The following is an 11,721-nucleotide window of genomic DNA, read 5'->3' as shown; positions in this document are numbered from 1 at the left end:
CCGACGTCGCCGTCCGGGGCGTCGGCGGCGTGGAAAAAGGTGGCCGGCGCATACTTTTCGGGTGCGCGGCGGCTCCTGCGTTCATGAGAAATGGCGTCATTGCAACATTTCGAGACGGGAGGGGTGCGGGACGGAGGGTGAAAGATATGCGCCGGCCACCTTTTTGAGCCGCCGGGTCGTCCGCCGCTGACGCGCGCACCCGCGGCGGCGGCAGCCGATAACCAGATGCATCGATTCGCATGCCGTTTCCGCCGGTCTCGCGCGTCTTTTCCGCCGGTTCCGATGGAGGCAGGGCGGGGCGCGCCGCTCGGGACCTATGATCGGCCGCATGCACCCGGCAGCAGTCGTCCTCATCATCGCCCTGGCGGTTCTGGCCCTGGACCGCCTCGGGCTGTGGGCCGAGTCCCGCGGTTGGATCTACTGGCGCAGGCGCAGGCCCGAGGCGTCGGGCGCCGTGCTGAACCCGCTCGTGGACGTCTTCCAGCCCGGTCACGTCCACGTCGTCGAGGCGCAACAGGACCGGGATGTGCTCGTGCGCACCGACGCCGCCGGCGCCGGCCGCCCGGACCCGGAGTCCGCGCCCGGGCGGGACTGAGGGGCCGGGCGGAGCCCGATGGCGGGCGGGTCGCACGACCGCGCGGGGCCGGACCCGCCGCGCCCGCTGGCGGCCTGGCGGCCGACGGTCCCCCTGCGCGCCTACCAGGAGGACCTCCTGGCCGCCGTCGACCCCGCCGACGGCGCCACCCTCCACATCGTCGCCCCGCCGGGGGCCGGCAAGACCCTCCTGGGCCTGGCCCTGGCCGTCGCCAACGGGCGCCGCGCCCTGGTCCTGGCCCCGACGACGATCGTGCGCGCCCAGTGGGCCGAGCAGGCCCGGCGCTTCTTCCGCGTCCCCGCCGGAGCTCCGCCCGACGCCACCGACGGCGTCCTATCCGACGCCTCATTCGGCGCCCCCGACGAAATCCCGCCCGTCGCCGACGCCCCGCCGGCCCCGGGGCGGCGGGGCGCCCACCTCACGGCCCTGACCTACCAGTCGCTCGCCGTCGTCGACGACTCGGGCCCCTGGCAGGAGGCGGCCCGGCGGCGCTGGATCGACGAGCTCGCCCGCGACGGGCGCAGCCCCGCCCGGGCGAGCGCCTGGCTCGACGAGCTCGCCGCCTCCAACCGCAGCGCCTACACCCGCGGCATCCGCTCACGGGCCGCCGCCGTGCGCCGCGTCGACGAGCTCGACGACGACGCCGTCGCCGCCCTCCTGTCGCCGTCGGCCAGGGAGCGCCTGGACGCCCTCATCGACGACGGCGTCGCCACCATCGTCGTCGACGAGTGCCACCACCTGCGCGCCCACTGGGCCGTCGTCGTGCAGTATCTGCGCCGGCGCCTGACCGCGGCGGGCCGGGCGCCCACCCTCATCGGCCTGACCGCCACCGCCCCGAGCCGCGAGGACCCCTCCTACGCGCGCTACCACGCTCTCCTGGGCGAGGTCGACGCCGAAGTGCCCGTACCCGCCGTCATCCGCGCCGGATGCCTCGCACCGGCCCGGGAGCTGGCCTGGTTCACGCTCCCCACCCCGGAGGAGACGGGCTTCCTGGCCACGGCCGGCGCCGAGCTGCGCCACCGCATCGCCCAGTTCCTGCTCGCCCCCGACGGCGTGGACTACCTCCTGGGCGTCGTCGCCCCCGGAATGCCCGCCGACGCCCTCGGGGCGGACGAGCCGCGGCTGGTGCGCGCCCTCGTCGCCGGCTTCGACGCCGATCCGGTCCTGGCCGCGGCGGCCGGCGCCGTCCTGCGCCGCACGGGCGACTACACGCCCACGCCGCTGAGCGTCCTGGCCGTCCCGCTCCTGCCCGAGCTCGACACCCTCGACGCGGCCGAGGAGCTCCAGCTCCTGGCCCGCTACGCCCTCGACCGCCTCCTGCCCGATCAGGACCGGCGGGGGGAGTGGAACGCGGTGCGCGAGACCCTGCGCGGCTTCGGAATGCACCTGACCGACGCCGGCATCCGCGCCGGGCGCTCCCCGGTGGACGTCATCACCGCGGGATCGCGGGCCAAGGACGTGGCCGTCGTCGACATCCTGCGCCGCGAGCTCGCCGCCCTGGGGCCGCGGCTGCGGGCCGTCGTCGTCACCGACGCCGCCGAGCGCTCCGCCGTCCACCGCGCCCTGGACGTCCTGGCCGCCCCCGGCCGGCCCGGCGCCGCTGGCGGCGCGCGCCGCTGCTACGACGTGCTCCTGTCCGACGCCGACCTGCGCGCCCTGAGCCCCGTCCTGCTCACCGGCCGCGAGGTGCGCGTGCCCCACGGGCGGGACGAGCTCCTGGAGCGGCTGCGCGAGCGCACCGGGGCGGACCTGCCCGCCCGGGACGACGGCTGGTCGCTGCGCGCGAGCGCGGGGGAGGCCCGGGCTGAGCTCGTCCTGGCCGTCAGCCGGCTGGTCGCCGAGGGGCGGGTGCGCCTGGTCGTCGGCACCCGGGGGCTGCTCGGCGAGGGCTGGGACTGCCCGGCCGTCAACACGCTCGTCGACCTGACCACCGTCACCACCTCCACGGCCGTCGCCCAGCTGCGCGGACGCGGCATGAGGCTGGACGCCTCCTGGCCCGGCAAGGTCGCCCACACCTGGTCGGTCACCTGCCTCCTGCCCGCCGGCGCGGGGCTGGTCTCGAGCACCGAGTTGGACCGGTTGCGCCGCAAGGCGGACAGCACCTGGTCCGCGGCCCCGCACGCGGGGGACGACGACCGGCCCGGGGACCCGGTAATCGAGACGGGGCTCGCCGCGGTCCTGGGACCCGCGCGGCTGCGGACGCTCGACCGCCTCGCCGCCGGTGCGGCGCCCGCCGACGTCGAGGCGCTCAACGCCGCCACCGCCGCCGGGCTCGACGACCGGGCGGGGGAGCGGCGCCGGTGGATGGCCGGAGCGTTCACCGGCCCGGCCCGGCGCGGCCGGAGCGGCGCGGTCCTGGACGCGGTCGCGGTCGCGGGCGCGTCCGGGCTGCTGCGCCGGGGCTCGCCCGCCGCCCTGTGGTCCGCGGCGGCCCGCGCCGTCCTGGACGCCATGACCGCCACCGGCCGCCTCGACGCCCCCGAGGGCCGGCCGGGGCCCGAGCTGCTCGTCCTGGGCGGCGGCGCCGGGGAGGAGGGGCCCAAAGGCGCGGGAACGCGCTCGCCGACAGGGGGCGCGGACGGCGGGTCGGAGACGGTCATCGCCCTGACCGGCGCCGACGCGGCGTGCCGCTCCCGCTACGCCGAGGTGCTCTGCTCGCTGCTGTCCGAGCCCGGGCACCGCCGCCCGCGCTTCGTCCTGGAGGTCATGCCCGTGGCCCTGACCCGGACCGGCTCGCGCCCGCCGGGCCCGCTGCGCCGGTGGCTGGCCGGCCTGCTCGGCTGCCGCGACTGGGGCCCGGGCGGGCGCAGCCTGTACCTGGCCGTGCCCAGCGCCCTGGCCTCCTCCCGCTCCGACGCCGAAACCTTCATGGCCGCCTGGCGGCGGAGGGTCGGGCCGTGCCGGCTCCACCTGGTCTCCGACGCCGGGGCCGCCGACGCCCTCCTGGCCGGCCGCGGCGGCGGGGGCGCGAGGAGGCGGGTGAGCGCGAGGCGCACGCGCCGCTGGGTCGAGCACTGAGGGCCGCGGGCGGGACCCGGGCGGCGCCGAGGGGCAGGGGCGGGGCGCGGGATCCGCGGCGCCGAGGGGCGGGCGAGCCCGCCCGCTCAGACCGCGGTCACAGGCCGGGCAGGGCGGCGTCGACGGGCGCGCCCCAGGCGCGGGCGTGCACGGCGGCGCCCAGGGCCGCGTCGACGGCGGCGGTCGAGGCCGCCCCGCCCGCGCTGCCGACGCCGGCGATCTCCGCGTCCATGACCGCCGTCCACACCCGGCGCGCCCAGGTCGTGTCGCGACTCGCGTCGGCGTCGGCCTCCGACGGCGGGGCGTAGGCGGCCAGGCGGGTGTCCGTCCCGCCCAGCGCCACCGAGGCGTTCACGATCGCCTTGGCGGTGGCCGCGTCGGCGGTCGCCGAGGCTCGGTCGGCGTCGGCGGCGCGGGCGGCGATCACCTCCATCGCGTAGCGGACGGCGTCGTAGGCGAGCAGCGTCTGGCCGGGCAGGGGCGCGGTCATGGCGGCGGCGTCCCGATCGGCCGCGGACACGGCGCCCGAGTCGAGCAGGAGGGCCTCCAGGGACCAGGCGACGGCGAGCGAGGCGTAGAGCCTCGCCGCGGCCTCCCCGGTCTCCTCGCCGCAGGCCGCGCGCGCCTGGTCCGCGCCGTCGGCCAGCGCCACCACCAGGTCGGCGGCGGTCGCGTCGGCGGCGGCGCCGGCCACGGGGGAGGCGGTCGGGTAGTTCGTGGGCACCGCCGTCGCCCAGGGCTGCCACACGCCGCCGAGCGCGTCGAGCTGGGTCTGGGCGGCGGCGCCCGCCGCCGTCGCCGACGGGTCGGCTGCGGCCACCACCTGCGCGGTGGAGCCGATGAGCGCGGCCCGGCGGGCTAGGGCGTCGCGCCGGACCTCGGCCGGGGAGGGTGTCGGCAGCGACTGGGATGCTGAGGTCGAGTGAGCCAGGCCGCAGGCGCCGGCTCCCGCCACGGCGAGGACCGCGGCGGCGGCACGGGCGCCCGTCGCCAGCAGTCGGCGACGCGGCAGTTCGGCGGGGCGGGGGTCGGGTGAGTGCGTCACGCGGTGATCCTCCCACGGACGGGTAGCATGAGGGCGACTGACCACGCCCGATGGCGATCTGAAACGTCACCAACGGATGCACGGACTCGGGAGGGCCCATGACCGACACGCTTGCGAACACGCTCGTCGAGCTCCTCACCCCCGTGGTGGCCGGCGCCGGGCTCCTCCTGGAGACGGTGGAGGTCGCGCGGGCCGGGCACCGCTCCACTGTCCGCGTCGTCGTGGACCTGCCCGACGGCCAAGGGGACGTGGGCGTGGACGACATCGCCGGGGCGGCCCGGGCCATCTCGGAGGCGCTGGACCGGGCCGACCCGGTCAAGGGCCGCTACACCCTGGAGGTGTCCAGCCCCGGGGCCGAGCGCGAGCTGTCCGCGCCGCGGCACTTCCGCCGCGCCGTCGGCCGCGACGTCCGCCTGACGACCGGGGCCGGCGAGGTCACCGGCACGGTGCTGCGCGCGGACGGGGAGTCCGTCACGGTCGACGTCGGCGGGCAGGAGCGCGTCATCGCCTACGCGGACCTGGTCGGAGCCCGCATGCTCGTCCGCCTGTAGGACGCCATCCACGACACCAGGGCCCCGCCCGCAGGGGTCGTTCCCGAGCAGAGAGGACACCGAGGAACCATGGACATCAACATGCCGGAGCTGCGAGGCGCCGCCGAGGAGCTGGGCATCGACCTGGACGACCTCCTGCCCGCCATCGAGGCCGCCATCCTCGGGGCCTACGCCAAGGTGCCCGGGGCCATCCGCGGCGCCCACGTGGAGATCGACCGCCGCACCGGCCACATGACGGTCCTGGCGCCGGAGGTCGACGAGGAGGACCAGCCCACCGGCGAGTACTTCGATGACACCCCCGACGACTTCGGGCGCATCGCCCAGTCCACCGCCCGCTCCGTCATCGTCCAGCGCATCCAGGACCGGCGCGACTTCGAGGTCCTGGGCGCCTTCAAGGACAAGTCCGGCGAGCTCATCTACGGGACCGTGGAGCAGGGGCACGATCCGCGCATCGTCCACGTGCGGCTCGACGAGGAGCACGAGGGCGTCATGCTCCCGCACGAGCAGGTCCCCGGCGAGCGCTACCGCCACGGCGACCGCATCCGCGTCTACGTCACCGAGGTCTCCCGCGGGGCCAAGGGCGCCCAGATCAACCTCTCGCGCACCCACCCCGGCCTGGTGCGCAAGCTCTTCGAGCGCGAGGTCCCCGAGATCTCCACCGGCGACGTCGAGATCGTCGCCATCGCCCGCGAAGCGGGGCACCGCACGAAGATGGCGGTGCGCTCGCGCCAGCGCGGCGTCAACGCCAAGGGCGCCTGCATCGGCCCCATGGGGCAGCGCGTGCGGGCGGTCATGGCCGAGCTGGGCGGGGAGAAGATCGACATCGTCGACTACTCCGAGGAGCCGGCGCGCTTCGTCGCCAACGCCCTGTCCCCGGCGCGGGTGTCCTCCGTGCACATCGTCAGCGCCGAGGAGCAGACCGCCCGCGCCGTCGTGCCCGACTTCCAGCTGTCCCTGGCGATCGGCAAGGAGGGGCAGAACGCCCGCCTGGCCGCGCGCCTGACCGGGTGGAAGATCGATATCCACACCGACGCCGAGTCCGGCGAGGTCGCCCCCGGCCGGGTGTCGCGGGCCGACGACGTGACAGGTCCCTCAGCTCCGGGCGACGAGGCCTGAGCGCCGGACCGTTAGACTTCTCGCGGGTTCCCTGCGGGCGCCCGTCCGCCTGCGCGGCCGACGGGTCTGCCCGGTGGGCGGTCGAGCGAGCGGAAGGACGTGTCGAGACGGTGGCGACCACCTCGCACGTTCCTGTGCGCACCTGCGTCGGCTGCCGCGCCAGGGCCCCGCGGGCGCAGTTGCTGCGCCTGGTGAACGACGATGGCCGGCTCGCCGTCGACGCCCGTGCGGTCGCGCCCGGGCGCGGTGCGTGGATCCACCCGGATCCGACGTGCCTGGAGCTGGCCGAGCGCAGGCGCGTCTTCGGACGGGCGCTGCGCGTGAGCGGGCCGCTGGATGCGGCCCCCGTGCGCCAGTGGCTCGACTCCTTCCGGGGTCGGTCCCCGGCGCGCGCAGACCGGTCCCGCGCCGGGGCCGGGAAGACCGATTGCGAAGGCGGGTAGGAAGCCGATGGGCACCCGATGAGTACCCAGCGATGAGCTGCCTCAACTGACGCCCACCCCTGTTCCGGGGTGGGCAACCGGACAGGAGAAAAGTGGCAAAACCACGCGTTCACGAGCTCGCGAAGGAGCTCGACCCCACTGGCAAGAAGATCACCTCGAAGATGATCTTGGCCTGGCTCAAGGACCAGGGGGAGTTCGTCAAGGCGGCGTCCTCCGCCGTCGAGCCCCCCGTCGCTCGCCGGGTCCGCGAGCACTTCGCCGCCAAGCCCGGCGGCACCGCGGGGGGCAGGGGCAAGGACGGCGCCAAGCCCGGCCCGCGCAGGCCCTCCGCCCCCGGCCCCAAGGCCCCGGCCGCCGCGGGCGCGCCGACCCACCCGGCGCCCAAGCCCAAGGCCCCCGCGCCCAAGGGCGGGCCCAAGCCCAAGGCGCCCGCGCCCAGGGACGGATCCGGACCCAGGACGCCCAAGGGCGGGCCGGCGCCCAAGGCCCCGACTCCGAGGGCGCCCGCGCCCAGGACGGGCCCGACGCCGGGGGGCGGCCCCGCGCCCAAGGCCCCCGCCCGCAGGACGCCCTCCTCCCAGACCCCGGTCCCCTCGGATCCGCGCACCTCCAAGGCGGGCCGCAGGCCGACGCCCGGCCCGCGGCCGAGCGCGCCCCGGCCCAAGCCCTCGGGGGCGACCCCGGGTCCGCGGCCGAGCGCGCCCACGCCCGGCCCGCGGCCGGGCGCGCCGCGTCCGGGCAACAACCCCTTCGCCTCCGCCCAGGGCATGCCCCGTCCCGGCGGCTCGGGAGGCCCGCGCCCCGGCGGAGGTCGGGGCGGGGGCCCGCGGCCGGGCGCGCCGCGTCCGGGCAACAACCCCTTCGCCTCCGCCCAGGGCATGCCCCGTCCCGGCGGCTCGGGAGGCCCGCGCCCCGGCGGAGGTCGGGGCGGGGGCCCGCGGCCCGGTCCGCGTCCCGGCGGCGCCCGTGCGCAGGGCGCCGGTTCGGGCGGGGCGCGCCCCGGCGGCCCGCGGCCCGGTCCGCGCCCCGGCGGTCAGCGCCCCAACCCCGGCATGATGCCCGGGCAGTCCTCCATCGGCCGTCCCGGCGCCCCGGCCCGCGGCGGCCAGGGCGGCCGCGGCGGTCGTCCGGGGGGCGGCCGCGGCGGCCAGGGCGGTCCCGGCGCCGGTCCCCGCAGCGGCGGGGGAGGCTTCGGCGGTCCGCGCGGCGGCCGCGGCGGCCGCGGCTCGACCCAGGGCGCCTTCGGCCGCGGCGGCGGCGCGCCCCGGGGGCGCAAGTCCAAGCGCACCAAGCGCCAGGAGTTCGAGCAGCAGAGCGCGCCGTCGATCGGCGGCGTCATCGTCCCGCGCGGCGACGGCACGACGCCGGTGCGCGTGCGCCAGGGCGCCACGCTCACGGACCTGGCGGAGAAGATCGACGCCAACCCCGCCGCCCTGGTCACCGTCCTGTTCCACCTGGGCGAGATGGCCACGGCCACCCAGTCCCTGGACGAGGACACCTTCGCCCTCCTGGGCGCCGAGCTGGGCTACAACGTCCAGATCGTCTCGCCCGAGGACGAGGACCGCGAGCTGCTGGAGTCCTTCGACATCGACCTGGAGGCCGAGGAGGCGGGGGAGGACGACGCCGATCTGCTGCCGCGCCCGCCCGTGGTCACGGTCATGGGCCACGTCGACCACGGCAAGACCAAGCTGCTGGACGCCATCCGCTCCACCGACGTGGTGGCGGCCGAGGCCGGCGGCATCACGCAGTCCATCGGCGCCTACCAGGTGCGCGTGCACCTGAACGACGAGGAGCGTCCGATCACCTTCATCGACACCCCCGGGCACGAGGCCTTCACGGCCATGCGGGCCCGCGGTGCGGAGGTCACCGACATCGCGATCCTCGTGGTCGCCGCGGACGACGGCGTCATGCCGCAGACCGTGGAGGCCCTCAACCACGCGCAGGCCGCGAAGGTGCCCATCGTGGTGGCGGTCAACAAGATCGACAAGGAGGGCGCCAACCCGGAGAAGATCCGCGGCCAGCTCACCGAGTACGGCCTGGTCCCCGAGGAGTACGGCGGCGACACCATGTTCGTCGACATCTCCGCCAAGCAGCGCCTGCACATCGACGACCTGCTCGAGGCCGTCCTGCTCACCGCCGACGCGGCCCTGGACCTGCGCGCCAACCCGGACTCCGACGCGCGCGGCGTGACCATCGAGGCGAAGCTGGACAAGGGCCGCGGCGCGGTCTCGACCGTCCTGGTCGAGCGCGGCACGCTGCACGTGGGCGACCCGATCGTGGCCGGCAGCGCCTACGGGCGCGTGCGCGCCATGTTCGACGAGCACGGGGGCTCCCTGGACGCCGTCGGGCCCGCCCGTCCCGCCCAGGTGCTGGGCCTGACCAGTGTGCCCAGCGCCGGGGACTCCTTCATCGTCGCCCCCGACGACCGCACCGCCCGGCAGATCGCCGACAAGCGCGAGGCCGCCGAGCGCGCCGCCCTGCTGGCCAAGCGCCGCAAGCGCGTGAGCCTGGAGAACCTCACCGACGTGCTCAAGGAGGGCAAGGTCGACACCCTCAACCTCATCCTCAAGGGCGACAGCTCGGGTGCGGTCGAGGCGCTGGAGGACTCCCTGCTCAAGATCGACGTGGGCGAGGAGGTCGCGCTGCGCGTCATCCACCGCGGGGTGGGCGCCATCACGCAGAACGACGTCAACCTGGCCACGGTCGACAACGCCGTCATCATCGGCTTCAACGTGCGCCCCGCCGAGCGGGTGGCCGAGCTGGCCGACCGCGAGGGCGTGGACATGAAGTTCTACTCGGTCATCTACAACGCGATCGAGGACGTCGAGGCCGCCATGAAGGGCATGCTCAAGCCCGTCTACGAGGAGGTCGGGCTGGGCACCGCCGAGATCCGCCAGGTCTTCCACTCCTCGAAGTTCGGCTCCATCGCGGGCTCCATCGTCCGCTCGGGCACCATCAAGCGCGGCGCCAAGGCGCGCCTGGTGCGCGGCGGCGTGGTGCTGGCGGGCGACCTGAGCGTGGAGACGCTGCGCCGCGAGAAGGACGACGTCACCGAGGTCCGCGAGGGCTACGAGTGCGGCATCAACCTGGGCTTCAAGGACCTCGCCGAGGGCGACGTCATCGAGACCTGGGAGATGCGCGAGAAGCCGCGCGACTGAGTCCGGCCCCGGCCGGGATCGGGATCGGCCCCGGCCGTCCTGGTCCCGGCCGGGGCCGCCGTCGGCCGGACGCTCCGACCTGACTCATGACACTTTGGTGGGGTCTGGGTTTTGATGCGGGTTTTTCGTTGATATCGTGTGGTGGTCGGGGTGTGCCGGCACACTAAGGGGCCGGTAGGGTCGGGGTGGTGAGCCCGTTTCTGCGCAAGGTCAAGACCGCCTCGGGGGCGACGGCGGTGCAGATCGCGGTCAAGCAGGGACGCCGGGACAAGGTGATCGAGCACCTGGGTTCAGCCCACACCAAGGCCGAGCTGGCTGCCCTGATGGAGATCGGCCGGCACCGCATCGCCCCGGACCAGTTGACTCTGGACCTGCCCTCCGCATCATCAGCACCACCGGCGGCTTCGACAGACACTGCCGGCGTGGTGGCGGTGGTGGAGTCGGCGCGCTCGGCCCTGTTGTGGGAGGTCCTGCACGGGGCCTACACCCGCCTGGGGCTGGGTGGGGCGGTCGGGGGTGATCGGGCCTTTGAGCAGATGGTTCTGGCTCGTGTGATCGAGCCGTCCTCCAAGGCCCAGGTGCCCCGCGTGCTGGGTGACCTGGGCCTGGAGCCGGTCACCGTGCGGACCTTGTTCCGCTCCCTGGCCCGGGCCCAGGAACGGGGATACCGGGAGGCGATCTCCCAGGCCCTGTTCGAACACGTCACCAGCACCGGGGGCCTGACCCTGTGCCTGTACGACGTCACCACCCTGTACTTCGAGACCGAGAGGGAGGACGACCTGCGCAAGGTCGGTTACTCCAAGGAGAGGCGGGTCGACCCCCAGGTCATCGTCGGCCTGCTGGTCGACCGCGGCGGTTTCCCCCTCCAGGTCGGGTGCTGGGAGGGCAACCGGGCCGAGACCACCACGATCATCCCCATGGTGGAGGCCTTCCAGGCCGCCCACGGTATTGAGGAGCTCGTCATCGTGGCTGATGCCGGCATGCTCTCGGCGGCCAACCTCAAGTCCCTGGACGAGGCGCACCTGCGGTTCATCGTCGGGGCCCGCACCACCCGGGCCCCGGGGGACCTTGAGGCGCACTTCCACTGGAAGGGTGACGCGTTCACTGATGGGCAGCTGATTGACACCATCACCCCCAGGAGAGGCTCCAGGAGCGAGCGGGACAAGAGCCTCAGGGCTGAGCCGGTGTGGGACCCGGTCACCCATCCGGGGTCGTGGCGGGCGGTGTGGGCCCACTCCAAGAAGCGCGCGGCCCGGGACAACCGGACCCTGGACGCCCAGGCCAACCGGGCCCGGGCCGTCGTCGCCGGCCAGCGACGTCCTAAGGGCACGCGCTTCGTCACCACCCACAAAGGAGACCAGGTCCTCGATGAGGCGTCCCTGGCCAGAGCCCGCTCCCTGGTGGGACTCAAGGGCTACGTCACCAATATTCCGTCTCGCTTGATGGACGCCGCCGAGGTCGTCTCCTCGTATCACGAGCTGTGGCACGTCGAGGCGTCCTTCCGCATGAGCAAGCACGACCTGTCAGCCCGACCCGTCTTCCACCACACCCGCGACGCCATCGAAGCCCACCTGACCGTCGTCATGGCCGCCCTAGCCGTAGCCCGCCACCTCCAGGACGCCACCGGCATGACCATCAAACGCATCATCCGCACCCTCAAACCCCTCCAGGAGATCACCATCAACCTCAACGGCCACCACCTCACCGCCGCCCCACGTCTGACCGACGCCGCCAACGACATCCTCACCGCCCTGAACACACCACACCCGGCACACTAAGCGTCATGAGTCAGGTC

8 protein-coding genes are annotated in these 11,721 nt (G+C 75.2%); 7 read left to right on the top strand and 1 reads right to left on the bottom strand.

What is annotated here, in order from left to right; translation table 11 throughout:
- Nucleotides 1-328: 328 nt before the first annotated feature.
- Nucleotides 329-595, top strand: a complete 267-nt coding sequence (locus tag G446_RS15985; protein ID WP_211228244.1) for a hypothetical protein — start codon at nt 329-331, stop codon at nt 593-595.
- Nucleotides 596-613: 18 nt separating this feature from the next.
- Nucleotides 614-3,613, top strand: a complete 3,000-nt coding sequence (locus G446_RS0104605) for a DEAD/DEAH box helicase (protein WP_084778995.1) — start codon at nt 614-616, stop codon at nt 3,611-3,613.
- Between the two features lie 97 nt (nt 3,614-3,710).
- Here the strand turns inward: G446_RS0104605 and G446_RS0104600 are convergent, their stop codons facing one another.
- Entirely contained in the window at nt 3,711-4,658 is a 948-nt protein-coding gene (locus G446_RS0104600) for a hypothetical protein (protein WP_051285651.1), read from the bottom strand.
- A 98-nt stretch (nt 4,659-4,756) separates the two neighbouring features.
- Here G446_RS0104600 and G446_RS0104595 point away from each other — a divergent pair, with 98 nt between their 5' ends.
- The 5 genes from G446_RS0104595 (at nt 4,757) to G446_RS0104570 (ending at nt 11,704) form a co-directional block, all read left to right on the top strand.
- Nucleotides 4,757-5,209 carry a ribosome maturation factor RimP gene (locus G446_RS0104595; RefSeq protein ID WP_026409260.1) on the top strand — a complete coding sequence of 151 codons (453 nt, stop codon included), beginning with the start codon at nt 4,757-4,759 and terminating at the stop codon, nt 5,207-5,209.
- Nucleotides 5,210-5,278: 69 nt separating this feature from the next.
- Nucleotides 5,279-6,325, top strand: a complete 1,047-nt coding sequence (gene nusA, locus G446_RS0104590) for a transcription termination factor NusA (RefSeq protein WP_026409259.1) — start codon at nt 5,279-5,281, stop codon at nt 6,323-6,325.
- A gap of 110 nt (nt 6,326-6,435) precedes the next feature.
- On the top strand, nt 6,436-6,768 hold the full coding sequence (locus tag G446_RS0104585) for a YlxR family protein (RefSeq protein WP_026409258.1): 333 nt from the start codon (nt 6,436-6,438) through the stop codon (nt 6,766-6,768).
- A gap of 92 nt (nt 6,769-6,860) precedes the next feature.
- Nucleotides 6,861-9,926, top strand: a complete 3,066-nt coding sequence (gene infB, locus G446_RS15980) for a translation initiation factor IF-2 (protein ID WP_034469160.1) — start codon at nt 6,861-6,863, stop codon at nt 9,924-9,926.
- 188 nt (nt 9,927-10,114) lie between these two features.
- Entirely contained in the window at nt 10,115-11,704 is a 1,590-nt protein-coding gene (locus G446_RS0104570) for an IS1634 family transposase (protein ID WP_026409255.1), read from the top strand.
- Nucleotides 11,705-11,721 lie beyond the last annotated feature (17 nt).

Origin of the sequence: Actinomyces dentalis DSM 19115, from assembly GCF_000429225.1 — a bacterium.
Taxonomy (GTDB): domain Bacteria; phylum Actinomycetota; class Actinomycetes; order Actinomycetales; family Actinomycetaceae; genus Actinomyces; species Actinomyces dentalis.
This window is presented reverse-complemented; position numbering and strand designations above follow the sequence as displayed.

Excerpts from the sequence above, each read along its gene's own strand:
- G446_RS15985 (WP_211228244.1), top strand. The coding sequence starts at position 329 with ATGCACCCGGCAGCAGTCGTCCTCATCATCGCCCTGGCGGTTCTGGCC.
- G446_RS0104605 (WP_084778995.1), top strand. The coding sequence starts at position 614 with ATGGCGGGCGGGTCGCACGACCGCGCGGGGCCGGACCCGCCGCGCCCG.
- nusA (WP_026409259.1), top strand. The coding sequence starts at position 5,279 with ATGGACATCAACATGCCGGAGCTGCGAGGCGCCGCCGAGGAGCTGGGC.
- G446_RS0104595 (WP_026409260.1), top strand. The coding sequence starts at position 4,757 with ATGACCGACACGCTTGCGAACACGCTCGTCGAGCTCCTCACCCCCGTG.